At 37.5% G+C, this 26,111-nt stretch carries 24 protein-coding genes; 6 read left to right on the plus strand and 18 right to left on the minus strand.

What is annotated here, in order from left to right; genetic code table 11:
• Positions 1–15: 15 nt before the first annotated feature.
• The 8 genes from def to ACXY7N_RS08375 form a co-directional block, all read right to left on the minus strand.
• Positions 16–486: a peptide deformylase gene (gene def / locus ACXY7N_RS08340; protein ID WP_000279468.1), complete on the minus strand. Its 471-nt coding sequence runs from the start codon at positions 484–486 to the stop codon at positions 16–18.
• Positions 487–497: 11 nt separating this feature from the next.
• Positions 498–2,903 (minus strand): primosomal protein N', encoded by a 2,406-nt coding sequence (gene priA, locus ACXY7N_RS08345; protein ID WP_016135250.1) that lies wholly within the window; start codon positions 2,901–2,903, stop codon positions 498–500.
• Positions 2,900–4,105 (minus strand): bifunctional phosphopantothenoylcysteine decarboxylase/phosphopantothenate--cysteine ligase CoaBC, encoded by a 1,206-nt coding sequence (gene coaBC / locus ACXY7N_RS08350; RefSeq protein WP_016086583.1) that lies wholly within the window; start codon positions 4,103–4,105, stop codon positions 2,900–2,902. Before coaBC ends, priA begins: the two co-directional genes overlap by 4 nt.
• Positions 4,106–4,277: 172 nt before the next feature.
• Positions 4,278–4,490, minus strand: coding sequence for a DNA-directed RNA polymerase subunit omega (rpoZ, locus tag ACXY7N_RS08355; protein WP_000933964.1), 213 nt, complete (start codon positions 4,488–4,490; stop codon positions 4,278–4,280).
• A 2-nt stretch (positions 4,491–4,492) separates the two neighbouring features.
• Positions 4,493–5,110: a guanylate kinase gene (gene gmk / locus ACXY7N_RS08360; RefSeq protein WP_001257740.1), complete on the minus strand. Its 618-nt coding sequence runs from the start codon at positions 5,108–5,110 to the stop codon at positions 4,493–4,495.
• Positions 5,111–5,123: 13 nt separating this feature from the next.
• Positions 5,124–5,387, minus strand: coding sequence for an extracellular matrix/biofilm regulator RemA (gene remA / locus ACXY7N_RS08365; RefSeq protein ID WP_001251456.1), 264 nt, complete (start codon positions 5,385–5,387; stop codon positions 5,124–5,126).
• 67 nt (positions 5,388–5,454) lie between these two features.
• Entirely contained in the window at positions 5,455–6,330 is an 876-nt protein-coding gene (locus tag ACXY7N_RS08370; protein WP_016086582.1) for a YicC/YloC family endoribonuclease, read from the minus strand.
• Between the two features lie 99 nt (positions 6,331–6,429).
• Entirely contained in the window at positions 6,430–9,153 is a 2,724-nt protein-coding gene (locus ACXY7N_RS08375) for a calcium-translocating P-type ATPase, SERCA-type (protein ID WP_016086581.1), read from the minus strand.
• Between the two features lie 105 nt (positions 9,154–9,258).
• Here ACXY7N_RS08375 and ACXY7N_RS08380 point away from each other — a divergent pair, with 105 nt between their 5' ends.
• From ACXY7N_RS08380 to ACXY7N_RS08390, 3 genes are all read left to right on the plus strand, one after another.
• Entirely contained in the window at positions 9,259–10,968 is a 1,710-nt protein-coding gene (locus ACXY7N_RS08380; protein ID WP_016086580.1) for an Rqc2 family fibronectin-binding protein, read from the plus strand.
• A 329-nt stretch (positions 10,969–11,297) separates the two neighbouring features.
• Entirely contained in the window at positions 11,298–12,368 is a 1,071-nt protein-coding gene (locus ACXY7N_RS08385; protein ID WP_016086579.1) for a M24 family metallopeptidase, read from the plus strand.
• Between the two features lie 83 nt (positions 12,369–12,451).
• Complete coding sequence (locus ACXY7N_RS08390) at positions 12,452–12,976, plus strand: DinB family protein (protein ID WP_016086578.1); 525 nt, start codon at positions 12,452–12,454, stop codon at positions 12,974–12,976.
• 32 nt (positions 12,977–13,008) lie between these two features.
• On the opposite strand, the gene ACXY7N_RS08395 is transcribed toward ACXY7N_RS08390, so the two are convergent.
• The gene (locus ACXY7N_RS08395; protein WP_016086577.1) at positions 13,009–13,377 is read right to left on the minus strand and encodes a YoqO family protein; all 369 of its coding nucleotides are present in this window, start codon (positions 13,375–13,377) and stop codon (positions 13,009–13,011) included.
• A gap of 16 nt (positions 13,378–13,393) precedes the next feature.
• Positions 13,394–13,756 (minus strand): YoqO family protein, encoded by a 363-nt coding sequence (locus ACXY7N_RS08400; RefSeq protein ID WP_016086576.1) that lies wholly within the window; start codon positions 13,754–13,756, stop codon positions 13,394–13,396.
• A 167-nt stretch (positions 13,757–13,923) separates the two neighbouring features.
• On the opposite strand from ACXY7N_RS08400, the gene ACXY7N_RS08405 reads away from it, so the two are divergent.
• The 3 genes from ACXY7N_RS08405 (at position 13,924) to ACXY7N_RS08415 (ending at position 16,431) form a co-directional block, all read left to right on the plus strand.
• Positions 13,924–15,309, plus strand: coding sequence for a hypothetical protein (locus tag ACXY7N_RS08405; protein WP_016135254.1), 1,386 nt, complete (start codon positions 13,924–13,926; stop codon positions 15,307–15,309).
• A gap of 167 nt (positions 15,310–15,476) precedes the next feature.
• On the plus strand, positions 15,477–15,731 hold the full coding sequence (locus ACXY7N_RS08410; RefSeq protein WP_016135255.1) for a YbeF family protein: 255 nt from the start codon (positions 15,477–15,479) through the stop codon (positions 15,729–15,731).
• 22 nt (positions 15,732–15,753) lie between these two features.
• Complete coding sequence (locus tag ACXY7N_RS08415; RefSeq protein WP_488592361.1) at positions 15,754–16,431, plus strand: HAD family hydrolase; 678 nt, start codon at positions 15,754–15,756, stop codon at positions 16,429–16,431.
• 38 nt (positions 16,432–16,469) lie between these two features.
• Here ACXY7N_RS08415 and pyrE read toward each other — a convergent pair whose 3' ends face one another.
• The 8 genes from pyrE to pyrB are packed head-to-tail and all read right to left on the minus strand — an operon-like array spanning position 16,470 to position 25,983.
• The gene (pyrE, locus tag ACXY7N_RS08420; protein WP_016086574.1) at positions 16,470–17,102 is read right to left on the minus strand and encodes an orotate phosphoribosyltransferase; all 633 of its coding nucleotides are present in this window, start codon (positions 17,100–17,102) and stop codon (positions 16,470–16,472) included.
• Positions 17,099–17,815, minus strand: a complete 717-nt coding sequence (gene pyrF, locus ACXY7N_RS08425; RefSeq protein WP_016135256.1) for an orotidine-5'-phosphate decarboxylase — start codon at positions 17,813–17,815, stop codon at positions 17,099–17,101. The genes pyrE and pyrF overlap by 4 nt, the downstream gene beginning before the upstream one ends.
• Entirely contained in the window at positions 17,800–18,729 is a 930-nt protein-coding gene (gene pyrD / locus ACXY7N_RS08430; RefSeq protein WP_001081053.1) for a dihydroorotate oxidase B catalytic subunit, read from the minus strand. The genes pyrF and pyrD overlap by 16 nt, the downstream gene beginning before the upstream one ends.
• Positions 18,726–19,505, minus strand: coding sequence for a dihydroorotate oxidase B electron transfer subunit (pyrK, locus tag ACXY7N_RS08435; RefSeq protein WP_016086572.1), 780 nt, complete (start codon positions 19,503–19,505; stop codon positions 18,726–18,728). Before pyrK ends, pyrD begins: the two co-directional genes overlap by 4 nt.
• Positions 19,502–22,720, minus strand: a complete 3,219-nt coding sequence (gene carB / locus ACXY7N_RS08440; RefSeq protein WP_016086571.1) for a carbamoyl-phosphate synthase large subunit — start codon at positions 22,718–22,720, stop codon at positions 19,502–19,504. Before carB ends, pyrK begins: the two co-directional genes overlap by 4 nt.
• Positions 22,705–23,802, minus strand: coding sequence for a carbamoyl phosphate synthase small subunit (locus ACXY7N_RS08445; RefSeq protein WP_000828669.1), 1,098 nt, complete (start codon positions 23,800–23,802; stop codon positions 22,705–22,707). The genes carB and ACXY7N_RS08445 overlap by 16 nt, the downstream gene beginning before the upstream one ends.
• Complete coding sequence (pyrC, locus tag ACXY7N_RS08450) at positions 23,799–25,085, minus strand: dihydroorotase (RefSeq protein ID WP_016086570.1); 1,287 nt, start codon at positions 25,083–25,085, stop codon at positions 23,799–23,801. The genes ACXY7N_RS08445 and pyrC overlap by 4 nt, the downstream gene beginning before the upstream one ends.
• A complete protein-coding gene (gene pyrB, locus ACXY7N_RS08455) occupies positions 25,069–25,983 on the minus strand; it encodes an aspartate carbamoyltransferase (protein WP_016086569.1) in 915 nt (304 codons plus the stop codon). Before pyrB ends, pyrC begins: the two co-directional genes overlap by 17 nt.
• Between the last annotated feature and the right edge of the window lie 128 nt (positions 25,984–26,111).

The following is a 26,111-nucleotide window of genomic DNA, read 5'->3' on the forward strand; positions in this document are numbered from 1 at the left end:
CGCTCCTTTTAATACCTATTCTAATTCGTTTTCCTCATAATATCTTGTCACTTTCGATGTAAATAACACACCGTGTAAATGATCGATTTCATGTTGAATTGCACGTGCTAAAAATCCTTCTGCTTCTAGTAAAAATACTTTACCTCGGCGATTTTGCGCACGTACTTTAATATAATCCGCACGTTCTACTTCACCATAAAGTCCCGGGAAGCTTAGACAACCTTCGGGACCTACTTGTTCACCACGTTTTTCTAGTATCGATGGATTGATTAACTCGATTTTCCCCGTATCATCACCGATATCAACTACCGCAACTTGCAAGCTTACACCTACTTGAGGCGCAGCTAAACCGACTCCGTCCGCAATTAACATTGTTTCATGCATATCTTTCAACAATTTCACTAACTTTTTATCAAAGTTAATTACTCTTTCACATGGTGTTTCTAACACTTCATTTGGATGCTTTACTATTTCTAAAACTGCCATATTTCCCTCCGCTACATTAACATTGTTGGATTAAAATCAATTGAGATTTGTAGCTCTTTTTGCATTTCTGCTTGATAATGTTCATTTACCATTTTGAGCACGTTCTTTAAGTTTGGTTCCCGTTTGTATTTTATCATGCATTGATAACGATATCTATCTTTTATCCTTGGAATTGCTGAAGCAACCGGTCCTAACACCATCGTTTGCTCTGTGCAGTGCGACCGTAAATACATGGCAATTTTTTCCGTCACTTGCACGGCCTTTAATAATTCCGGATGAGATACTGTTACAAGTACAACATAGTAATAAGGTGGATATTGTCTTGTTCGTCTCATTTGCATTTCTTGGTCAAAAAACACATCATATTGTTGGTTCTTTGCTAACTCTATACTGTAATGTTCTGGCGTATAGGTTTGAATTATAACTTCCCCTGGTAATTCATGTCTGCCTGCTCGTCCACTTACTTGCGTCAATAACTGATAGGTCTTTTCACTCGCTCGAAAATCAGGTAAGTGAAGCATCGTATCTGCAGTTAAAACCCCGACAAGCGTTACTTTAGGAAAATCTAATCCTTTCGCAATCATTTGTGTTCCAAGTAATATATCTGCTTTTTCTTCCCCGAACGCCTTTAATAATTTTTCATGCATTCCTTTGCGACTTGTCGTATCTACATCCATTCGAATGACTCGTGCCTCTGGAAATAATTTTGTAATTTCTTCTTCTACCTTTTGTGTACCTGTACCAAAGAAACGAATATATGTACTTTGACACGCAGGACATGCATTCGGCATATTCTCTTCGTAACTGCAATAATGACATTTTAAACGATGGTTCATTTTATGATATGTCAGCGAGATATCACAATGCGGACATTGTACAACATACCCGCAATCACGGCACATAACAAATGTAGAATGACCTCTTCTATTTAAAAAGAGCACCATTTGTTCTTTCTTTTCTAATCGATCTGCTATTTTTTCATGCAGCGCTTTCGAAAACATGGAACGATTCCCGTCACGAAGTTCCTCACGCATATCAACAATCTCTACTGTCGGTAAGGCTTGTTCGTTCATACGCTTTTCCATCGTTAGTAATTCATACACACCTTTTTTCGCTCTTGCAAACGATTCAAGTGTCGGTGTTGCACTACCAAGAACGATAGGACATTTATGATATTGTCCTCTCCACACAGCTACATCCCTTGCATGATACCTCGGATTATCTTCTTGCTTATAGCTCGATTCATGCTCCTCATCAATAATAATAATCCCTAAATTTTCAAAAGGAGCAAATACAGCTGAACGTGCACCAACTACAACTTTCACTTCTTTTCTTAAAATCTTACGCCATTCATCATATTTTTCTCCAACAGACAGCGCACTATGAAGAACCGCAACTTGCGAGCCAAATCTACCTTTAAAACGATCTACCATCTGAGGCGTTAGTGCAATTTCAGGAACAAGCACAATAGCTTCTTTTCCTTTCTCGAGCACCGCTGCTATAGATTGTAAATATACTTCTGTTTTTCCGCTTCCTGTAACACCATATAGTAAAAATGGATTGTAAGTTTCATTTGTAATTGATGATAAAATCGGTGCAATAACTTGCTTTTGTTCCTCCGTAAGTGGGAATGGTTTCGTTTGTTCAAAATCATCATCGTCATATGGATTCCGATATACTTCCACATACTTTTCTGAGATTAGCCCCTTTTTAACAAGTGCTTTAATCGGAGCATCTGTTATTTGCAACTCTTCTGTTATCACTTTCAACGGCACACTTTTATAATTTTCCACAAAATAATAGAGTACATCTTGTTGTTTTTTACTTTTCAGTTCAAATGCTGCTAATTCTAATTTATCTTCTGACAATTCCGGTTGAACGACTCTTTGTTTCTTCTTTTGTACTTTATCTTTTACCTGATAAACAACTTCAATCGTGCCATTTTTAATTTCTTGTTGAATCGTGCGGTATAGGTGTGGCTGCGTCTCAATTGCTTCCCAATCTATCGCTTCTTTGTCTTGAAATAAAAACAGTAGTTCAGGTGCTACATCTTCTTGTTTACGAATTTGTAGACGCTTTTTATACGTTGCTTTTATCGCCGTTGGAAGCATGACTTGAAAAGCTGAAATCATATAACATAACGTTTCACTTGTAAGCCAATATCCAAGCTTTAATAATTCCTCGTTTAAAACCGGTGTTACATCTAATATTTCATGGATTGTCTTTAACTTCTTACTTTCTACTTCAACCGAATCTTTGATCCCAATAATAAAACCTTGCAATTTCCTTGGGCCAAACGGAACTACTACACGCATGCCCGTCTGGACAATATCTTCCCATTTTTTAGGGATAATATAATCAAATGGTCGATCTGTCTGACGTGCAGGTACATCAACAATTACACTTGCAAATATCATAGACGATCATCTTCTAACATCATTTCAATTTGCTTTAATATTTCACGAGCAACCTCTTTCTTCGTTAAAAGTGGCAACTCTATAACTTCTCCATCTTTCCTATACATTGTTACAATGTTCGTATCTGTACCAAATCCAGCTCCTTGCGCCTTTACATCGTTCGCAACAATCATATTCGCATTTTTCTCACGTAATTTTTTCGTTGCGTATTCCTCTATGTTTGTCGTTTCAGCCGCAAAACCGATAAGTAACTGTTTGTCCTTCATCTCACCTAACGTTTTTAAAATATCTACTGTTCTCTCGAGTTCGATTACAGCATCACCATTTTTCTTTTTCATTTTATTATCATGAACATATTTCGGACGGTAATCTGCAACTGCCGCTGTTTTAATGACAACATCTACGTTTTGATAATGTTGCAGAACTATTTCTAACATATCTTGTGCAGATTCCACTTGTACCGTATTTACATGTAATGGTGGGTTTAATACTGTCGGTCCCGAAACAAGTATGACATCAGCACCTAAGTTCGCTGCCACTTCCGCAATTGCATATCCCATTTTCCCAGAAGAAAAATTGGTCATAAAACGCACTGGATCAATCTTTTCACGAGTTGGGCCAGCAGTTATTAATATTTTTTTTCCTTGTAATGGTTTTTGCTCTGAAAAAGCCTCTTCTAACCGTGCAATAATTGCTTCAGGTTCTTCTAGTCTTCCCTTCGCTACATAACCACACGCTAAAAAACCTTCTCCAGGCTCAATAAATGTATATCCTAACGTTTTTAACGTCATCATATTTTTTTGAACAATTTTGTTTTCATACATATGCACATTCATAGCAGGTGCAATCCACACTGGGGCTGTAGTCGCTAACAAAGTAGTTGTAATCATATCGTCTGCAATACCGCTAGCTAACTTCCCAATACAATTGGCAGTAGCAGGTGCAACAAGTACTACATCTGCCCAATCTGCTAAATCGATATGTGCAATAACAGCTGAGTCTTTCTCATCGAATGTATCTGTATATACATCATGGCGAGAAAGTGCTTGAAATGTAAGAGGCGTAACAAACTTCATTGCCGACTCACTCATCATTACTTTTACAATTGCACCAGTTTGTGTCAATTTACTAGTTAACGCAGCCGCTTTAAAGACCGCAATGCCTCCTGTTACACATAGAAGTATCTTTTTTCCTTTTAGCATATGGCTCGTCCTCTTTCTTTTTCAAACTTATAATACTGAAACAGAATTCCCAGCTCGTCAGTACCAATATCTCTTCCCTATCGTAAAAAAATAACAACCTACTTGTAAATAGGTTGTTACCGTTACATAGAAAATTATAAAGTCTATGTTTTAATTTGTCGAAAAGAATGTCTTAATCGATGATCTTGTCTTCGCTTGGTACATATTTTAATACTTCTGCATCGATTTCTTCTAATGATTTACCCACACATTTATGAGAAACAGGTTGCTCGATAACACAGTTATCAGCAAGTTGCATTTCACGCGCACGTTTTGCAGCTACTGTTACAAGTGTGTATTTAGAATCGATTTTTGTTAATAATGAATCAATTGATGGATTTAACATAATTATAGACCCTCCGTCATTTCTTTATAGTATTTTGCTACTCTTTCGCGGCGGCAATGTTCACCAACCACAATTGCTTTAATTCTTTCACAAGCTAATTCAACTTGATCGTTTTCTACAACATAGTCGTAAGCGTCCATCATTTCGATTTCTTCTTTCGCTACCGTTAAACGATTTTCAATAACATCTTCAGTTTCTGTACCACGGCCGACAATACGGTTCTTTAGTTCAGATAAACTTGGAGGTGCTAAGAAAATAAATACACCTTCTGGGAAAGCTTTCTTAACTTGAATTGCTCCTTGCACTTCAATTTCTAAGAATACATCTTTTCCTTCTTGTAATGTTTTTTCAACATAGTCAATCGGTGTTCCGTAATAATTACCTACGAACTCAGCCCACTCAAGTAATTTTTCATTACGAATCATTTCCTCAAATTCTTCTCTCTCTTTAAAGAAATAATCCACACCATCCACTTCACCTTCACGCGGCTTACGTGTCGTTACTGAAATGGAGTACTGAAAACGTGTATCCTCATGACTAAACAGCTCTTTTCGAACCGTTCCTTTACCAACCCCAGAAGGTCCTGAAAGAACGATGAGCAATCCTCTTCTACTTCTCATAAATATGTAAAACCTACCCTTCCTCACTTAAATCTTCTTTATTATTCAAACGATGTGCAATCGTCTCTGGCTGAATTGGACTTAATACAACATGCCCATCATCCATAACAATAACCGCCCTTGTTTTTCTCCCATACGTAGCATCAAGCAAAGCATTATGTTCGCGTGCTTCCTGTACTGTTCGTTTAATAGGAGCTGACTCCGGACTTACAATAGCAATAATTCGATGAGCAGATACAATATTTCCGTATCCAATATTTAAAAACCGCATGGCCATAGTTTGCGCCTCCTAGTAAGTCTATCCGATTTCTCCACCACGTATAACTTTATATATTTTTTGAAAGCTACTCAATATTTTGTACTTGTTCACGAATTTTTTCAAGGTTATTTTTCATTTCTACAACATATTTTGAAATTGTTAAGTCATTTGCCTTAGAACCAATCGTATTAATTTCTCTATGCATCTCTTGCACGATGAAATCCATTTTCCTTCCAACAGGCTCTTCAATCTGCAGTGTTTCACAAAATTGCTCTAAATGACTTTGCAAACGAACTAACTCTTCGTGAATATCACAACGCTCTGCAAAGATTGCGACTTCTGTTAACAATCTTTGTTCATCTAGATCTTGATTATGTAATTCTTTTAAGCGATTTTCTAATCGTTCACGATATTTTTGTGTAACAATCGGTGCATGCGGAATAACTGCATTTACACAATTGTGAATCTCTTGTAAACGATACGCTATATCTTTATGTAATCGTTCTCCTTCGCCATCTCTCATCGTTTTTAACATATGAGCAGCTTGGCGAACAGCCTCATATAAACTGTTCTCAAATTGTTCATTTACATTTTCTGCTTCTTCAATCGCTGTTACTTCTGGCATTGCCATTAATTGCGCGAGTGTAATAGAATCTTGTAATTGAAATTTTCCTTTTATATCTTCCATAATCGATTGGTACTGCTCAAGAAGCGACCAATTCACACTTAATTTTCTTTCAACAAGCCCTTCACCCGTTATACTAATAGACACTTCTATGCGTCCACGTCGAACTTGCTGTGCGATTATTTTACGAATTTTGTCTTCAAATACCATCATTTGCTTCGGAAGTCGAATACTCATCTCTAGAAAACGGTGGTTCACCGATTTCATTTCTACTGTAATTTGAAAAGTATCATTTTCTACTTTCGACCTTCCAAATCCTGTCATACTACAAATCATTTTTATCACATCCAAGCCATGAAATAACTCAATGAAAAAGGTAATAGAGACAAGGCTCTACTACCTTCTGTAAATTATATCATATTTTCATATCATTGACTATTTCAAGTTTAATCCCTTCTTATATAATACTGGCTTTTCCTTCTTCCCCTTTTTCCCTGTTAATAAAGAACCTACTAGTAAGAAGGTCGGAATTGATGACAAACCTCCAATTAACAACCAATCTCTCGCTTGTATTGGCATTGTACTAAAGATCGGTTGTAGCGGTGGGTAATATATAACCACTAACATTAACAGTAAAGAAATGATAACCGCTCCCACTAAATACACGTTCCCAAACGGATTACGATGGAAGATAGAATGTTCACTTCGGCAATCAAATACATGAATAAGTTGTGCAAGTACCAACGTCGCAAACGCCACAGTTTGTGCATATTTCAGTTCATTTGGATGTTGATTATATGCAATAATAAACGCCACTAACGTCACTGCTCCGATTAGAAAGCCACGGCTTATAATTTTCCAGGCAAGCCCTCTAGCAAATACCCCTTCTTTCGGATGACGCGGCGTTCTCTTCATCACGTCTCCTTCCGCCTTATCCAATCCTAATGCCATCGCCGGTAAACCGTCAGTAACTAAGTTCACCCATAAAATTTGGATGGGAACCATCGGCAGCGGTAATGCAAGTAACATTGCAAATAACATGACTAAAATTTCTCCTACGTTCGATGCTAATAAGTAACGAATAAACTTACGTATATTCTCGTATATATTTCTACCTTCTTTAATTGCTGATTTAATCGTAGCAAAATTATCATCTAGCAAAACAAGAGAAGAAGCTTCTTTCGCAACATCTGTCCCTGTAATTCCCATCGCTATCCCAATATCCGCTGTTTTTATAGCGGGAGCATCGTTTACCCCATCACCTGTCATCGCCACTATATGCCCTTTATTTTGCAACGCCTTAACAATTTTTAATTTATGTTCAGGTGATACGCGAGCAAATACATACGTATCTTCTACAACACTTTCTAGTTCCTCTACATCCATACTTGCGAGTTCTACTCCTTCAACAACACGTCCACCAGGTGGTAAAACGCCTAATTGTTCCGCAATTGCCATTGCTGTCACTTTATGATCTCCCGTAATCATCACTGTTCGAATACCAGCTTCTCTGCACTCTTTTACAGCCTGTTCCACCTCTGGTCTTGGCGGATCAATCATTCCCTGTATCCCGACCAACATAAAATCTTTTTCAACGTCTCGTTCATGTTCAATAGAATCTGTTACTTTTAATGGCTTAAATGCAACTGCAATTGTTCGAAGCGCTTGACTACCTAAGCTATGAATAGCCGCCTGTACTTCTTTTCTATACAACTCACTTAACGGTTGTTGCTTATCCCCCCATAAAATCGTTTGACTCATTTGTAGGAGGACATCTGGTGCTCCCTTCGTAACAAGAAACTTTTTCCCCTCTCTATCTCGCACAATAACACTCATCATTTTTCGAGTTGAATCAAATGGAAATTCACGAATAATTTCAAATTTCCCTTTCAGTGCCTCACGCGTTATTCCCGCTTTCATTGCTGCAGCTACAAGTGCTCCCTCAGTTGGATCTCCATCTAATACATACGCCTTTTTCTTTTGAATAATATTTGCGTTATTACATAGTGAGCCAAATGTGAGTAGTTGATAAAGTGCTTTTGTTTTAGCTGGATCAAATTCTTTTTCACCTTTCAAAAAAGAGCCATTAGGTTCATATCCTTGACCCGTCACTTTCCATAACTCTCCACCTGACCACATATGCGTTACCATCATTTTGTTTTGCGTCATTGTTCCTGTTTTATCAGAGCATATAACGGACGCACATCCTAACGTTTCTACAGCTGGTAACTTCCTTACAATTGCTCTCTTTTTAATCATACGCTGTACACCAAGCGATAAAGCTACTGTAACAATTGCTGGTAATCCTTCAGGAATAGCAGCAACAGCTAGAGACACGCCTGCTAAAAACATATGATATACTTCATTCCCTTGATACACACCCGCTAATACGACAAGCGCTGTCAAAATAAGAGCCACAATAATTAATATTTTTCCGAGTTGCTCTAATCTTCTTTGCAGTGGTGTTTCCATTTGCTCTGCATTTTGTAACATATTTGCAATTTGACCCATCGCTGTATTCATACCAGTTGCTACAACGACTCCTGTGCCAGCTCCTCGTGTAATCATCGTACCCATAAAAGCCATATTTTTTTGATCACCAATTGAAACATCTTGCCCCTGCAAAGCTTCTACCTTCTTCTGCACCGGTACTGACTCTCCTGTCAATGCTGATTCTTCGATATATAAACTCGATGCCTCAACAAGACGTACATCCGCCCCAATACGATCGCCACTAGAAAATTTAATAACATCACCTAAAACGAGTGCTTTAGACGGTGCCTTTACCCACTTTCCATTCCGCAGTACAGTAACTTGCGGGGCGGCTAGCTCTTTTAAAGCTTCCAATGACTTTTCAGCCTTTCTTTCTTGAAAAAAGCCAAGAATACCATTGATAATAACAATTGCAACAATCGCAATAGAATCAATGTATTCACCTAAAAAAGCCGAAACTATTGTTGCACCAAACAAAACAAGTACCATAAAATCTTTAAATTGCGCCAAAAATACCATCAGTGCAGAAGGCCTTTTTGCTTCATCTAATTCATTTGTACCAAATTTTTTTATCCGCCCTTCTGCTTCCTTCTCTGTAAGTCCAACCTTCACATTCGTATTCGTTCTTTCTTCCACTTCATGTGCGCGCATTCCATACCAGTTCATCCCGCTATCGACCTCCTGATTCCAGACATACTCTATTGAAAGCTTATTCAGCCTCGTCCAAAAAAATGCTATAATTAACTTTTAGTTAGAAAGGAGTGTTCATTTATGGCATTCGATGGATTATTTACAAGAGCAATTACACATGAAATTGCAAATTCTCTTTACACAGGAAGAATTTCTAAGATATACCAACCTTCAAAATACGAGATTTTATTACATATTCGAGCAAACGGAAAAAATCAAAAACTGATTCTTTCCGCTCATCCGACATATGCACGTTTACACTTAACAAATCAAAATTACGATTCACCTGCACTTCCGCCAATGTTTTGTATGCTTCTCCGCAAGCATCTAGAAGGTGGTTTCATTGAAAAAATTGAACAAATTGATTTAGAGCGCATTATTCAAATTACCGTTCGCAGCAGAAATGAAATTGGTGACGAATCGCTAAAAACATTAGTAATTGAAATCATGGGACGACATAGTAACATCATTTTAGTAGACACAAAAACAAACAATATTCTAGATAGCTTAAAACACGTTTCTTTAGCAGTAAACCGACATCGAACTGTATATGCTGGGGCGGAATATGTTGCACCACCAGCACAACATAAAATTAACCCACTTCAGATTGAAACAAATGATGAATTTATTAGACCGCTAGACTTTCTATCTGGAAATATGGATAAACAGCTTGTCGGCACCTTTACGGGAATATCACCGTTATTCGCAAAAGAAGTAGTGAAAAAAGCAGGTATGGTAAATGAAAAAGCATTAGCTGACGCATTTTTCTCCATACAAAAACCATTACTAACTCATACATATTCACCAACAATGACTACTTCAAATGGGAAAGAATTCTTTTATCTTTTCCCTCTTGCACACTTGCAAGGAGAAGACAAGACATTCTCATCTGTTAGTGAATTGCTAGACCGTTTCTTTTTCGGAAAAGCAGAGCGCGACCGTGTAAAACAACAAGCTTATGATTTAGAGCGCTTTATGCAAAACGAAAAAAATAAAAATGAGAAGAAACTCATTAAACTAGAAAAAACATTACAAGATGCCGGAAAAGCAGATAAATATCAACTATTTGGAGAACTACTTACAGCCAATATGTACGCTTTGAAAAAAGGTGATAAAGATATTGAAGTCGTTAACTATTACGACGAAAATGGCGGAACTGTAAAAATTACATTAGATCCTTTAAAAACACCATCTGACAATGCGCAACGCTATTTCCAAAAGTACCAAAAAGCGAAAAATTCAGTTGTTGTTGTAGAAGAACAAATCGAAAAAACAAATGAAGAAATTCTTTATTTTGATAGCTTACTTCAACAAATGGAAGCTGCTTCTTCAAAAGATATTGAAGAAATTCGTGAGGAATTAGCTGAAGAAGGTTATATGCGCAATCGTAAAACGAAAAACGCAAAGAAAAAGCCTACTAAACCAGTATTGGACAAATATTTTGCAAGTGATGGTACAGAGATTTTCGTTGGTAAAAACAATAAACAAAATGATTATTTAACAACGAAGTTTGCCCGTCGTGATGAAATTTGGTTACATACGAAAGATATCCCTGGGTCTCATGTTGTCATTCGTTCTCTTGAACCTACCGAAGAAACTGTGTTAGAAGCCGCTAAAATCGCTGCCTATTTCAGTAAAGCAAAAGATTCTAGTTCTGTTCCTGTAGATTTCACCAAAATACGCCATGTCAAAAAACCGAGTGGTGCAAAACTTGGTTTTGTTACGTACGACAATCAGCAAACCGTATATGTAACACCAGATGCTGATACTGTAATGAAATTAAAAGCGTAAATAAAAATGCGTTGCTTATAAGCAACGCATTTTTATATTCGTTCACACTAGTTCATATACCCATTCACTAATTCATAACATCTTTCTTTTGTCATTTTATATATTTTTTAAAAAATTGACAGTTTCATTCCACATCTGTATAAATTTTTTTACAGTATGTAAATACAATACATCTCAAATTAATATTTTTTATCTCTTATTCATTTAAAGCAATCTGGATTTCATAAGTGGCCCGCTTCCTACAAATAACTGGCTATTTTTATTTTCAATACAATAATACTTTGGCACGCTATTTGCTTTATTTAATACTGTGAATAGGGGGAATTAACATGACTTTAAAAATTAATAAAATCCAAAATCAACTACAAAACTATGAAATTGATGGATTACTCATTACAAAAAAAGAAAATCGCCAATATGCAACAGGCTTTACAGGTAGCGCTGGCGTCGTCTTGATTTCTGCGGATACAGCTGTTTTTATAACTGATTTTCGCTATGTAGATCAAGCGAAATCACAAATAGATGCTGCTGAAATTATTATGCATAAAGGAAATTTAGAAAAAGAAATTGCAAATCAAGTATCGAAATTAAACATTCAAAAACTTGGAATTGAAGAAAATAACATGACATTGCAACAATATAAAAACTTACAAAAATACGTACATGTGGAAATGGTTCAGGTCTGCGAAATCATTGAAAATATTCGCATTATTAAAGACATGCCTGAAATAGAAACAATGAAAATCGCAGCTAATATTGCTGATGAAGCATTTCACCACATCCTTACGTTTCTAAAACCAGGAATAAGTGAAAATGATGTACGAGATGAGTTAGAATTTTTCATGCGGAAAAAAGGAGCTACATCCTCTTCATTCCAAATTATTGTAGCTTCTGGCGTCCGTTCTTCACTTCCTCATGGAGTTGCATCAAATAAAATAATCGAACGAGGTGACATCGTTACATTAGATTTCGGCGCACTTTACGACGGATATTGTTCCGATATTACACGTACTGTAGCAATTGGGGAACCATCAGAAGAATTCAAAAAGATATACAATGTTGTACGAGAAGCGTTAAAACGTGGGACGGAAGCAATTAAACCTGGGGAAACTGCGAAAAGTATCGATGATATAACGAGAGATTACATTACTGAACATGGATACGGCCAATATTTTGGACACTCTACTGGTCATGGTCTTGGGTTAGAAATTCATGAACCTCTCCGCTTATCCCAAGAAAGTAAAGCTACTTTAGAAGAAGGTATGGTTGTTACAGTGGAACCAGGCATTTATATACCAGACTGGGGCGGTTGCAGAATTGAAGATGATATTGTCATCACAAAAGACGGATATGAAGTTATTACAAAATCAAATCGGGAACTAATTATTATTCCTTGTTAAAATCATGGGCTTTTTAAAAGGAGTTTTTCGCTGCACATAGAATTCTTTCTCTGGAGTCATCGTTTAAAGAGGGGGAATTTAAATTGAACTTTGTAATTGATAAAATAGATGGTTTACAAGTTGAATTTTCAAAACTTGTTTCTATGATGAATTACGCTCGTTATACAACAATGCAAGCGGTAGAAGGCTTAACAATTGAAGAACTTGATTATTTATATGATGAGGAGGCAAATTCAATTGGCATGTTATTGTACCATATGGCCGCTATTGAATTTTACTACCAGATTCATACTTTTGAAGACCGTGAACCAACGGAGGCTGAGTTAGAACGGTGGTTACCTGCTATTGAGTTAGGCGATCTTGGACGCGAGAAAATAAAAGGCAACTCTATAGAATTTTACATACGTACATTGCAAGAAGTACGTTCCAAAACGATCGAGACTTTTCAATCTTTACCTGATGAATGGTTATTTAAAACGACAGACTTTTGGTATGATAAACCAGCAAATAACTACTTTAAATGGTTTCACGTATTTGAAGATGAAATCAATCATCGCGGACAAATTCGTTTAATTAAGAAAATGCAAAAAGCCCATTCAGTAAAGTAAGAAAGTGCCACCTTATTCGGTGGCACTTTCTTCTATTCATTAGCAAATATTATTTCATTTACTTTTTTAGCAATCACTACTATCGCTATTAGAATGCAAATTAAATATAGCAATTTTGCGATAAATAACCACCCTTGAAACATTACAATTTCACCTATTATCTCATATCCTTTCAATAACAAAAACGGAATTGTACTAATTATAATGACAAACTCAATACTGAAAACAATTTTCTTTTTTCGACTATATGCTTTCCATTCATCCCAGCGATACATGGGAGCAAAAATCAATACTCCTATACATAATATAACTGGTACCCATTCACTTTTAAGAAATTGCCCTGAAATAACTGATAATAGTAAACAAACGAGCACACCATAATAACCTATTCTCTCTCTCATTCGTACTCCCTCCACTCTACCTCTCCTTTAATATGTAACTTGCTATACTTATAACAATTCTTAGAAAAATAACAACTACAATTACAATATAAAGACCTTTTGCAGAAGACATCCACTCTTGAAAAATAGACATTTTCTCCATTTGTTTCTGCCCTTCTATTAAAATAACCCCTACGAAAAATGAGCAAACAACAGTGATACCTATTATAATTCTGATACTTTTCTTACTATATTGTTTCATGTCATCCCAGCGGTATAACAGTATAAAAACAAACCCGAAAACAGGTATGATACTTATCCATTCGGTATTTGTAAATAGATTTAAAATGATTACTAGAATACAAGTTATGATGAATCCCCAAAATCCAATTTTTTGCACATAACCCCTCCTTAAATTCCATTTTTAGGATTAATTGTATTGTAACATCCATTTTAAAAACTTACCATTACAGTACATGAAATTTCACTTTTTCTTTTTCCTATACTCACATACTTTCACTGCTTTCATACAATAAACTACACGAATGCCTAAAGGATGTGAATGTTATGGGAGTTGAATTAACGCTGTTACACGCTCTCTATATTCTTTGTTTACTCACTATTATTACCTTTTTTATTCTCCGGAAAGATACGACGATTATTTGTATCGTTTTTATCTTTTTATTAGCATTAACCGCTACAAGTTCTATCCCTCTTGCCATTAGCGGTATTTTTCAAAGTTTCATTTATGCTATTACTGAGCTATTACCAACTATATTAATCATCTCCATTATCGTATCAATGAGCAATCTACTCGTTCATACCGGCATAAATGATACGATGATTTCACCATTTACAAAGATGATTCGTACACCTACACTCGCCTACTGGATTATCGGTCTTTTGATGATGACTATTTCTTTCTTCTTTTGGCCTTCTCCAGCTGTTGCTTTAATGGGAGCTATTTTATTACCAGTCGCTGTACGCGTCGGTCTTCCGCCAATTGGAGTTGCCATTGCTATGAACTTATTCGGTCATGGGATTGCTTTATCCGGCGACTTCGTTATACAGGGCGCACCAAAATTAACCGCAGACGCTGCTGGTCTCCCTGTTTCCAGCGTTGTTTCTGCCAGTGTTCCGCTCGTTATCGTTATGGGCATTGTTACAACTTCCGTCGCATTTTTCTTCTTACGAAAAGAATTTCATACAGGACTATCATTGCAAGACACCTCTTCATCAACTGAACCATCTAAAACTACCATTTTATTATCTCCTCGCATAAAGAAATGGCTCGCTATATGTATCCCTATCGTATATATCATTGACATCCTTTGCATGATTCAATATAAACTACAAGGAAGCGACGCAACTGCACTTATCGGCGGGACGACTGTTATTATGATTATCATCATTTCCCTTATCGCCTACAAAGGACATGGACTAAATAAAACGACCGATTATTTTATAGAAGGGCTCCAATTTGGATTTAAAATCTTTGGTCCAGTTATCCCAATTGCTGCACTCTTTTATTTAGGAGATAGCGGCTTTGTAAAAATTATCGGGAATTATTTACCGAAAGGTTCACACGGAATCATTAACGACTTAGGAATCGCTTTATCACAAACTGTTCCTTTAAACCAATATGTATCAGCTGGAACATTAACTATCGTTGGTGCCATAACAGGATTAGATGGATCTGGATTTTCCGGCATTTCACTTGCTGGTTCAATTGCCAATCTTTTCGGAACAGCGCTTGGGCATGGGACCGCTACATTAACAGCTCTCGGACAAATTGCAGCTATATGGACCGGGGGCGGGACGTTAATTCCTTGGGCGCTTATTCCTGCTGCTGCAATTTGTAAGGTGGATCCATTTGAACTTGCACGCCGAAACTTTTTACCGGTTGTGATTGGCTTAATTGTCACCACAATCGTTGCGATGTTTATTTTATAACGTAAGCAAGTGTTCTCTTGCTTACGTTTTTTTCTTGTGAAATTCATCATGAATTACTCGTTTTCAAGAGGGATTCGTTATTACTTAGCGAAATTATATTAGGAGAGTAATTATTTCAAAACGTTTACGAGAAACAGATTACTGCAATTCGAAAAGGGGACATAACTATGAATGAATTGATTTTCGTCTTTTTAATTTGTCCATTACTTATCTTTATCGTTTCTGTTATTGGAACACGTAGAACGAAAACGTATTACGTCATGCCGATTGTAACGTTTGCTAGTTTTTTAATAATAGGTGTTATCGCCTTTACTCCAAAATTTTTCTTTTGGGTTGGCATGTACAGCATCTTCTCGTTTATAGTTTCTTATATGACACTATTGTTTGTGAGAGGGTATGAAGTTGCGGAAAACGCTAAATAGTTATTAACGAGGAGTTTGTCATATGATTTTCTTTGATGTCGATGGAACTTTATTTGATTATGAGGCCGCTGAAAGAAATGGTATTATAGATTTCTTTCAAGTATATAGTACTATTTTTTCAGGTAATGAATTAGAGGCCACAAAAGTCTGGCATGAATTATCCGAAGAATATTTCAACAAATTTTTATCCAAGGAATTATCTTTTCAAGAACAACAAAGGATGCGAATGTATCATTTATTTAAAACATATGGATTAAACTTATCACCCGAGGAATCTCAGCACAGATTCAATCAATATATAGAACTTTATAAGAACAACTGGGCCGCGTTTGAAGATGTACACTATACATTACAGACCTTAAAGCAAGAAGGGCACTCATTAGGTATCATTAGTAATGGTGACTATGAACAACAAGTCGAAAAATTAACTGCCCTAAACATTTTAAAACATTTCAAATATATATTTACTTCTAGTGAACTTGGTATATCGAAACCAGATCCTGAAATTTTTCACAGAACCGTATTACAATCGAATCTTGAAATGAAAGATTGCTATCATATTGGCGATCGATTAGAGACTGATGCGATTAGTAGTACAGCAGCTGGGATGCAAGGGATATGGTTAAATCGGGATAACTCACAACTCAAGTACGATATTCCTACTATCTGTTCTTTACATGAAGTTTTAACAATAATATAAAAAACGACCGCGTTCCCCCGCAGTCGTCTTTTTTCATATTACGCTGTAACCCAAGCCTCGTTAGCTGGATTTTTACGCCACTCTTGTAATTTTTTCGTTTCAGCTTGTCCGATCATACCTTTTTCTGCTGCAACTTCAGTTAATGCACTGTAATCACTTAAAGAATATGATGCTACGTTTGCTGCTTCTAATTTTTCTTTTCCTGACTCAAGCTCGTATGTGAAGATTGATACGATTCCTAACACTTCACAACCAGCTTCGCGAAGTGCTTCTACACATGTAATTGCACTACCGCCAGTTGAAATTAAGTCTTCTACTACTACTACTTTTTGACCTTTTTCAGCTTTTCCTTCGATTTGGTTCCCTTTACCGTGACCTTTTGCTTTACTACGTACGTAGCACATTGGTAAATCCATACGATCGCTTACCCATGCAGCGTGCGCAATACCAGCAGTTGCTGTTCCTGCAATAACTTCTACAGTTGGGAAGTGCTCTTTAATTAACTCTTCTAATCCAGCTGCAATCGCTTGACGTACTTTTGGATAAGATAAAGTTAAACGGTTATCACAATAAATTGGTGATTTCATACCTGAAGACCAAGTAAATGGATCATTCGGTTGTAAAAATACTGCTCCAATTTCTAATAAATGCGATGCGATTTCTTTTTTCATACTGTTACACCTTCCCACTGTTGTTTTACTGTTTTATACGCTTCAAGCGGATTTTCTGCTTTTGTAATACTACGTCCAACTACGATGTAGCTTGAGCCAAGTTCCCTCGCACGTTTCGGTGTTGCTACGCGCACCTGGTCATTTACATCATCACTTGCAAGACGAATCCCCGGTGTTACTGTTACAAATTCATTTCCGCATACTTCACGTAATTTTGGAACTTCAAGTGTTGAACAAACAACGCCATCAAGTCCACTTTCTTTCGTTAATTTTGCATAATGAGCAACCGCTTCTTCTAACGTTTTCTCAATGCCGATCTCTTTTTTCATCATAGCTTCCGAAGTGCTTGTTAGTTGTGTAACTGCAATACAAATCGGTCTCTCTTTTCCTTCTTGCTTACCTTCCTCTAATCCCTCAATCGCAGCTTTCATCATACTACTTCCCCCAGCAGCATGAACATTTACCATATCAACATCTAGACTAGCTAGGCTACGCATAGCGCTTTTTACTGTATTCGGAATATCATGAAGTTTTAAATCTAGGAAGATCTTATGTCCCTTTTCTTTTAAGTACGTAATAATCGCAGGGCCTTCTTTGTAGAATAACTCCATACCTACTTTGACAAATAACTCTTCCCCTTCAAAGTGGTGTAAGAATTTCTCTACTTCTCGTTTCCCTGGAAAATCTAGTGCAACGATTAACGACTGTGACATGTTTGCTTCCAGCTCCTTCCTTGACATTCCGAAATGTGATCAAATCCTAGTTCATCTAATAGTGCTGGTAACTCTTCAATAATTGTCGGACATACGAACGGATCTATGAAGTTCGCTGTACCTACTGCAACTGCGCTTGCGCCAGCGTAGAAGAATTCAATTACATCTTCAGCTGTTTCAATACCACCCATTCCGATAATTGGAATGTTAACCGCTTGACTTACTTCATGTACCATACGAATTGCTACTGGCTTAATCGCAGGTCCTGATAGTCCGCCTGTACGGTTTGCTAAAATTGGTTTAGCTGTTTTTAAATCTAGACGCATACCAAGCAATGTATTAATCATCGTTAAACCATCTGCACCTGCATTTTCAATCGCTTTTGCAATTTCTACAATGTTTGCCACGTTCGGTGACAACTTCACGTATACAGGTACTTCAGAAACCTCTTTTACTCGCTTCGTTAAATCAGCAGCAATTTCAGGATTTGTACCAAAGGCGATACCACCTGTTTTTACGTTCGGACAAGAAATGTTTAATTCTAGCGCATGGACATTAGGCGCTTTAGAAATTTCCTTTGCAACCGCTACGTAATCCTCAGCTTGTGAGCCCGCAACGTTCGCAATGATTGGAAGGTCAAATTGTTCGAGAAAAGGTAATTCAGAATTCATTACTTTTTCTAATCCTGGGTTTTGAAGTCCGATTGCATTTAACATGCCGCCTGGTGTTTCAGCAACACGAGGCGTCGGATTTCCATAGCGTGGTTGTTCTGTCGTCGCTTTAATCATGATTGATCCTAGTACACTTAAATCGTAAAACTGTGCATATTCACGACCAAATCCAAAGCATCCAGATGCCGGTATAATTGGATTTTTTAATGATAATCCTGGTAATTCAACTTGCAATCTGTTCATAGTACAACCTCCCCGATTGGAAATACTGGTCCGTCGCTACACACCTTCTTGTAAGAATGTCCACTTGGATCTTCTTGTAAGTGGCATACACATGCGAAACAAGCTCCAATACCACAGCCCATACGTTCTTCTAATGAAATATAGGCTTTTTTCTCTTTGTAACGTCCTTCTAATGCACGAAGCATCGCTAACGGACCACATGAATAAAGAATATCAAAGTCTATTCCGTAATGATCAATTACATCTGTGACAAATCCTTTTGTACCGTGTGTACCGTCTACTGTCGCAACGTACGTATCACCAAGTTCTGCAAATTTTTCTTCATAGAAAACAACATCTTTCGTTTGAAAACCTAAGATGTGAATCACACGTACACCTTTTGCAACGAGGCGCTGTGATAGTTCATAAAGTGGTGGTACACCAATTCCCCCGCCTACAAGTAAAGCTGTTTGACCAGCTTTTGCTTCTTCTACAGGAAAACCGTGTCCTAGTGGTCCTAGTACGTCTACCATTTCACCTTGTTTTCTAGTTGATAATGTTTTTGTCCCTTGTCCTTCCGCACGATATAGCATTGTAAATTCGTTCTTCTCTTGATCTACATTACAAATACTAATTGGGCGGCGCAGAAGGGGCGCAATGCCCTCTGCTACCTTAATGTGTACAAACTGCCCTGGTTCGTTCATTTGCTGTACTAAAGTTCCTTGAAGCACTAATTCGTAAATGTTTTTTGCGATTTCTTTTTGATTAACGACGATCATATTTTGCTTTTGCATCATGCATGTACCACCTCGTGACGCTTTGTTTGCGTAATTTCTTTCATTGAATGAGCTGAGAATGTCATAGATTCTAATACTCGTAAGATTGCTCTCGTTGTATCAAGTGATGTTAAGCAAGCCACGCCATTTTCTACTGATTCACGGCGAATGCGGAAACCATCACGCGCTGGTTGTTTGCCTTTTGTTAATGTATTGATTACAAACTGTGCTTTTCCTTGACGGATAATATCTAGTAAGTTGTAGTCTTCAGAATCAATTTTGTTTACAACTTGTACTGGGATATTTTGCTCTTCTAACGATTGTGCTGTTCCAGCTGTTGCTAATAAGTTATAGCCGATTTCGTGGAAACGTTTTGCAATTTCCATCGCCTCTTCTTTATCTTTATCAGCTACAGTAATGATTACTGATCCGTGCGTTGGGATATTAATTCCAGAAGCAACTAATCCTTTGTATAATGCTTTTTCAAGCGTTAAGTCTTTACCCATTACTTCCCCTGTTGATTTCATTTCAGGTCCTAATGTTGTATCAACTGAGCGTAGTTTCGCAAATGAGAATACCGGAGCTTTTACATATACTTCTTTCTCTTCTGGGTGATAGCCCGTTCCGTATCCTTGCTCTACTAGGTCTTGCCCTAAAATAACTTTCGTTGCAACGTTCGCCATCGGTACACCTGTAATTTTACTTAAGAATGGTACTGTACGGCTCGCACGTGGATTTACTTCAATTACATACACTTGATCTTCGAATACTACAAACTGGATATTTAGTAATCCAACAATGTTTAATCCTTTTCCAAGTGCAATTGTATGTTCAATAATTTGTTCTTTTAATTTTTCAGATAAGCTTTGTGGTGGATATACTCCAATTGAGTCACCAGAGTGAACTCCAGCGCGTTCAATATGTTCCATAATACCTGGAATGAACACATTCTCACCGTCTGAAATTGCATCTACTTCAATTTCTTTACCAACCATGTAACGGTCGATTAATACTGGGTGATCAGCGTGAACTTTAACCGCATTTTTCATGTAGTGCAGCAGTTCTTCTTGACGATATACGATTTCCATCGCACGTCCACCTAGTACGTAAGATGGTCTTACTAATACTGGGTAACCAATTTTGTCAGCGATTGCTACTGCTTGCTCTACAGTCGTTGCTGTTTTACCAACTGGTTGCGGGATACCAAGCTGTGTTAGAGCCGCTTCAAACTTATCACGATCTTCTGCACGATCTAAGTCTTCAAGTGATGTTCCTAAAATCTTCACACCGTGTGCTTCTAATTTCGCCGCTAAGTTAATTGCCGTTTGTCCACCGAACTGAACGATAACACCTTCTGGTTTTTCTAAATCGATGATGTGCATTACATCTTCAATCGTTAATGGTTCAAAGTATAATTTGTCAGAAATACTGAAGTCTGTTGAAACTGTTTCTGGGTTGTTATTAACAATAATTGCCTCATATCCAGCTTCTTTAATTGCCCATACTGAGTGAACTGTTGCATAGTCAAACTCAACACCTTGACCGATACGGATTGGACCAGATCCTAGAACTACTACACTCTTACGATCTGTTCTAACCGATTCATTCTCGTCACCATATGTGCTGTAGTAGTATGGTGTTGCAGATTCAAACTCTGCCGCACAAGTATCTACCATTTTATAAACAGGAGTTATATTGCTTTCTTTACGCATATCGTAAATTTCACGCTCTGTTTTGTTCCAAGCTGCTGCAATGTAGTGATCGCTGAAGCCCATTTCTTTCGCAGTTTGTAGTACTTCCATATTTCCTACATTCGCTTTTACTTCACGTTCCATATTTACGATGTTTTCAACTTTTTGTAAGAAGAAGAAGTCCATTTCACACCAATCGTTGATTTCTTCTTTCGTTACACCTTGACGAATTGCTTCTGCTACAATAAACAGTCGCTCATCATCAGCTTTTATAATGCGTTTTTTCATTGTTTCTTTATCAAGTTCTTTTAAATGTTCTAATTCTAAGTGATAAACGCCAAGTTCTAAAGAACGAACCGCTTTTAATAATGATTGCTCTAAGTTACGTCCGATTGACATAACTTCACCAGTTGCCTTCATTTGCGTACCAAGTGTTCTGTTTGCTGATTCAAACTTATCAAATGGCCAGCGTGGTATTTTGGAAACAACATAGTCTAATGCTGGCTCGAAGCAAGCGTATGTTTTTTGTGTTACTGGGTTTATAATTTCATCTAATGTTAAACCGACTGCAATTTTTGCCGCTAGCTTTGCAATTGGATACCCAGTTGCTTTAGATGCTAGTGCAGATGAACGACTTACACGTGGGTTTACTTCGATTACATAGTATTGGAAGCTATGTGGATCAAGTGCAAGCTGAACGTTACATCCGCCTTCAATTCCTAATGCACGAATAATTCGTAATGAAGTGTTTCGTAACATTTGATACTCACGGTCACTTAATGTTTGGCTCGGCGCTACAACGATAGAATCACCTGTATGAACCCCAACTGGATCGATATTTTCCATATTACATACTACAATCGCGTTATCATTCGAGTCACGCATTACTTCATATTCAATTTCCTTACAACCAGCAATGCTCTTTTCTAATAAACATTGTGTCACTGGACTATGTTTTAAACCACCTGATACAATTTCAATTAATTCTTCTTCATTACTACAGATTCCACCACCTGTTCCACCCATTGTAAATGCTGGGCGAACAATAACTGGATAACCAATTTCTTTTACAAATTCATGTGCTTCTTCTAGCGTATGAATAATGGTACTAGATGGAATTGGTTCATTTAATTCCTGCATTAATGTACGGAATAAATCACGATCTTCCGCTTGCTCGATTGCTGATAATTTTGTTCCTAAAATTTCAACTCCACATTCTTCAAGTATGCCTGATTTCGCAAGTTCAACAGCCATATTTAAACCTGTTTGACCACCTAATGTTGGCAGGATTGCGTCTGGGCGTTCTTTACGAATGATACGGCTTACGAATTCTAGTGTTAATGGTTCTATATATACTTTATCTGCTGTTGCAGTATCTGTCATAATTGTTGCTGGGTTAGAGTTAACAAGGATTACTTTGTAACCTTCTTCTCTAAGAGATTGACAAGCTTGTGTACCAGAGTAATCAAACTCTGCTGCTTGCCCAATTACAATTGGTCCTGATCCGATTACTAAAATTGTGTTAATGTCTAGGCGTTTTGGCATAACTCTTCCCCTTCTTTCTTGAAGTTTTCAATCATTTCTAAGAAATCTTCGAATAAATCATTTGCATCTTCTGGTCCTGCTGAAGCTTCTGGATGATATTGTACTGTAAATGCTGGGAACTTCGTATGACGAAGACCTTCTACTGTTCCATCATTTAAAGCAACATGTGTAATTTCAAGTTCTGTATTTTTAACTGATTCTTCTTCTACTGCATAACCATGGTTTTGAGATGTAATTGCTACTTTTCCAGTTGCAAGATGTTTTACTGGATGGTTTAAACCACGGTGACCGAATTTTAACTTACTTGTATTCGCACCAGATGCTAGAGCGAATAGTTGATGTCCTAAGCAAATTCCGAATAAAGGAACTTTACCGATAATGTCTTTTAACATTTCAATTGCTTCTGGTACATCTTTTGGATCTCCAGGTCCGTTACTTAACATAATTCCATCTGGGCTAAGGCGTAAAATTTCTTCTGCTGTTGTATTGTAAGGTACTACAATTACATCACAGTCACGTTTATTTAATTCTCGTAAAATACCATGTTTCATTCCGAAGTCTACAAGTACAACTCGGTGTCCACGGCCTGGGCTTGGGTATGGATCTTTCGTTGATACGCGTTTCACGTGATCTGTAAATACTGTCGCTTTTAATTGGCTCACGATGTATTCTACATCTGCATCCATGTTACATAGACGTCCACGTAATGTACCGTATTGACGAATTTTTCTCGTTAATTTTCTTGTATCAATTCCTGCTAAGCCTGGGATGTTTCTTTCTTTTAAGTAATCATTTAACGAAATTTCATTACGGAAGTTTGATGGGTGATCACAAATTTCGTTTACGATTAAACCATTTACAGATGGGTGAATCGATTCAAAATCGTCACGGTTGATGCCGTAGTTTCCAATTAATGGGTACGTGAATGTTACGATTTGACCGCAATATGATGGATCAGATAATGTTTCTTGATATCCAGTCATTCCTGTTGTGAATACAACCTCACCTGACTTTTCAATTTCTCCTCCGAAACCTTTTCCAATTAATACTGTTCCATCTTCTAAGATAAGTTGTCTTTTCATACTAATGCACTCTCCTTTTGCCATGCGATCTTACCACCAACGATTGTCATTACCGGCCATCCTTGGCATTTCCAACCTGCGAATGGTGTATTTTTTCCTTTTGATACGAATGTTGTTGGGTCAATCTCTTCTTCTTGTTCTAAATCAATGATTGTAATATCAGCTGTTCTACCTTCTTTCAGGCGACCTGCTTCTAAGCCGAATGTATCAGCTGGCTTTTCTGTTAAGAATTGAATTAACTGCTCTAGTGTAATAATCCCTTTTTTCACAAGGTTTGTGTATAGAAGCGGGAATGCTGTTTCAAAACCAGTAATTCCGAATGGTGCTCTTTCAATTCCTTGTGCTTTCTCTTCCGCTGTATGCGGTGCATGGTCAGTTGCAATCATATCGATTGTTCCATCTAGTAATCCTTCAATTAATGCTGCATGATCGTCTTTTCCACGAAGCGGTGGGTTCATTTTAAAGTTAGGATCAGCCGATGGGATATCATCTTCACATAACACTAGGTGATGAGGTGTTACCTCTGCTGTTACTTTAATTCCAGCTCGTTTCGCATCACGAATTACGCGTACAGAGCCTTTCGTACTTACGTGACATACGTGATAGTGACAATCTGCCGCTTCAGCAAGCAGTATATCCCTTGCAATATGTACAGATTCACATACTGATGGGATACCGTTTAATCCGTGTTTCTCAGAAAACTTCCCTTCATGTACACAACCTTTATTAATAAGAGTATTCTCTTCACAGTGCGCAACTACTGCCATATTTAATTTCGCTGCACGCTTCATAGCAGCTAACATCATGCTAGCATCTTGTACGCCTACACCGTCATCAGTGAAAGCAAATGCTCCAAGTTCTTTTAATGTTTCGAAATCTGTCATTTCAGAACCCGCTTGGCGTACTGTAATTGCTCCGTATGGTAGTACGTTAACATGCGCTTTTTCTTTAATACGATTTTGCAAGTCTTCCATATGTTCTCTGCAATCTGGTACTGGGCGTGTATTTGGCATTGCACAAATTGTAGTGAATCCACCTTTTGCCGCTGCTAGTGTACCTGTTTCAATTGTTTCTTTATGTTCACCACCTGGTTCACGAAGATGTACGTGTACATCTACTAATCCAGGTGCGATTAACTTTCCGTTCACATCGATTACTTCAGCATTATCTGCCGTAATATTTTCTGCTACCTTAGCGATTTTACCGTCTTGTACGAGAAGATCTGTTGCTACGATTTTTCCTTCTTCATTCATATAACGACCATTTTTAAACAAGTAATTCATGTTTCATTCCTCCTAATACATTTGGTAAGGCGCGTTTTAGTACAGCCATTCTTACGTAAACTCCATTTTCCATTTGTTTAAATATGCGTGAACGCTCACACTCAACAAGTTCACTTGCAATTTCAACATCACGGTTTACAGGAGCTGGATGCATAATAATGCTTCCTTCTTTCATACGCTTTTCTCTTTCCACTGTTAATCCGTGTTTCTCATGATACTCTTTCATAATGTCTGTTTCATAATGATCATGACGCTCATGTTGTACACGAAGTAACATCATTACATCCACTTCTGAAACAAGTTCATCTAATGGTTTGTATGTTCCAAATGTGCTGTCTTCATCTTTCCACTCTTCTGGACTTGCAAAGTAAATTGTTGCACCCAGTTTCGTTAATGCTTCTGCATTAGAACGTGCTACTCGGCTATGACGAACATCTCCTACTATTGCAATCTTCAATCCTTCAAATCTTCCAAACTCTTGTTTAATTGTAAGAAGGTCGAGTAGGCACTGCGTTGGGTGGTTTCCACATCCATCTCCAGCGTTTAAGATTGGGATATTCACCTGATCTTTTAGTTCATCGAAGTAGCGATCTTGCTCATGGCGGATGACCACTGCTTTTGTTCCGATTGATTCTAGTGTTCTTATCGTATCGTATAAAGTTTCTCCTTTTTGTACGCTAGATGCATCAGCTGAAAAGTTTAAAACATCAAGTCCTAATCTCTTCTCAGCAACTTCAAAGCTAAATCTCGTTCTCGTACTATTCTCAAAGAACAAGTTCGCAACAAAAGTTTGCTCTGTCGTTTTGCTCTCTTTTCCATTCGCGAAATCTTCTGCGTCTTTTAGGATTTCTGAAATTTCTACTTCCGATAATTCACTCATCGTTAACAAATGGCTCATCGTCATCCCTCATCTTTCTGATTTTTATGTTACCACTTTTGTATTTTTATAACAACATTTGTATAAAAATACCCTAGTCATATGAGACTAGGGTGCATGAAAGAAGCCACCCTTTCCGGTCTCACAGG

Source organism: Bacillus sp. 5w2 (assembly GCF_054353775.1).

Bases quoted from the DNA above. Each gene is read 5' to 3' on its own strand.
- pyrB (WP_016086569.1), bottom strand. From the start codon at position 25,983: ATGAGCCATTTGTTAACGATGAGTGAATTATCGGAAGTAGAAATTTCA.
- carB (WP_016086571.1), bottom strand. From the start codon at position 22,720: ATGCCAAAACGCCTAGACATTAACACAATTTTAGTAATCGGATCAGGA.
- coaBC (WP_016086583.1), bottom strand. From the start codon at position 4,105: ATGCTAAAAGGAAAAAAGATACTTCTATGTGTAACAGGAGGCATTGCG.
- priA (WP_016135250.1), bottom strand. From the start codon at position 2,903: ATGATATTTGCAAGTGTAATTGTTGATGTACCTGCACGTCAGACAGAT.
- remA (WP_001251456.1), bottom strand. From the start codon at position 5,387: ATGGCCATGCGGTTTTTAAATATTGGATACGGAAATATTGTATCTGCT.
- ACXY7N_RS08380 (WP_016086580.1), top strand. From the start codon at position 9,259: ATGGCATTCGATGGATTATTTACAAGAGCAATTACACATGAAATTGCA.
- def (WP_000279468.1), bottom strand. From the start codon at position 486: ATGGCAGTTTTAGAAATAGTAAAGCATCCAAATGAAGTGTTAGAAACA.
- ACXY7N_RS08370 (WP_016086582.1), bottom strand. From the start codon at position 6,330: ATGATTTGTAGTATGACAGGATTTGGAAGGTCGAAAGTAGAAAATGAT.
- ACXY7N_RS08385 (WP_016086579.1), top strand. From the start codon at position 11,298: ATGACTTTAAAAATTAATAAAATCCAAAATCAACTACAAAACTATGAA.
- pyrD (WP_001081053.1), bottom strand. From the start codon at position 18,729: ATGAACAGATTGCAAGTTGAATTACCAGGATTATCATTAAAAAATCCA.
- pyrK (WP_016086572.1), bottom strand. From the start codon at position 19,505: ATGATGCAAAAGCAAAATATGATCGTCGTTAATCAAAAAGAAATCGCA.
- ACXY7N_RS08415 (WP_488592361.1), top strand. From the start codon at position 15,754: ATGATTTTCTTTGATGTCGATGGAACTTTATTTGATTATGAGGCCGCT.
- gmk (WP_001257740.1), bottom strand. From the start codon at position 5,110: ATGAGAAGTAGAAGAGGATTGCTCATCGTTCTTTCAGGACCTTCTGGG.
- ACXY7N_RS08410 (WP_016135255.1), top strand. From the start codon at position 15,477: ATGAATGAATTGATTTTCGTCTTTTTAATTTGTCCATTACTTATCTTT.
- ACXY7N_RS08395 (WP_016086577.1), bottom strand. From the start codon at position 13,377: ATGAGAGAGAGAATAGGTTATTATGGTGTGCTCGTTTGTTTACTATTA.
- rpoZ (WP_000933964.1), bottom strand. From the start codon at position 4,490: ATGTTAAATCCATCAATTGATTCATTATTAACAAAAATCGATTCTAAA.
- ACXY7N_RS08405 (WP_016135254.1), top strand. From the start codon at position 13,924: ATGGGAGTTGAATTAACGCTGTTACACGCTCTCTATATTCTTTGTTTA.
- ACXY7N_RS08375 (WP_016086581.1), bottom strand. From the start codon at position 9,153: ATGAACTGGTATGGAATGCGCGCACATGAAGTGGAAGAAAGAACGAAT.
- ACXY7N_RS08445 (WP_000828669.1), bottom strand. From the start codon at position 23,802: ATGAAAAGACAACTTATCTTAGAAGATGGAACAGTATTAATTGGAAAA.
- pyrC (WP_016086570.1), bottom strand. From the start codon at position 25,085: ATGAATTACTTGTTTAAAAATGGTCGTTATATGAATGAAGAAGGAAAA.
- pyrF (WP_016135256.1), bottom strand. From the start codon at position 17,815: ATGTCACAGTCGTTAATCGTTGCACTAGATTTTCCAGGGAAACGAGAA.
- pyrE (WP_016086574.1), bottom strand. From the start codon at position 17,102: ATGAAAAAAGAAATCGCATCGCATTTATTAGAAATTGGAGCAGTATTT.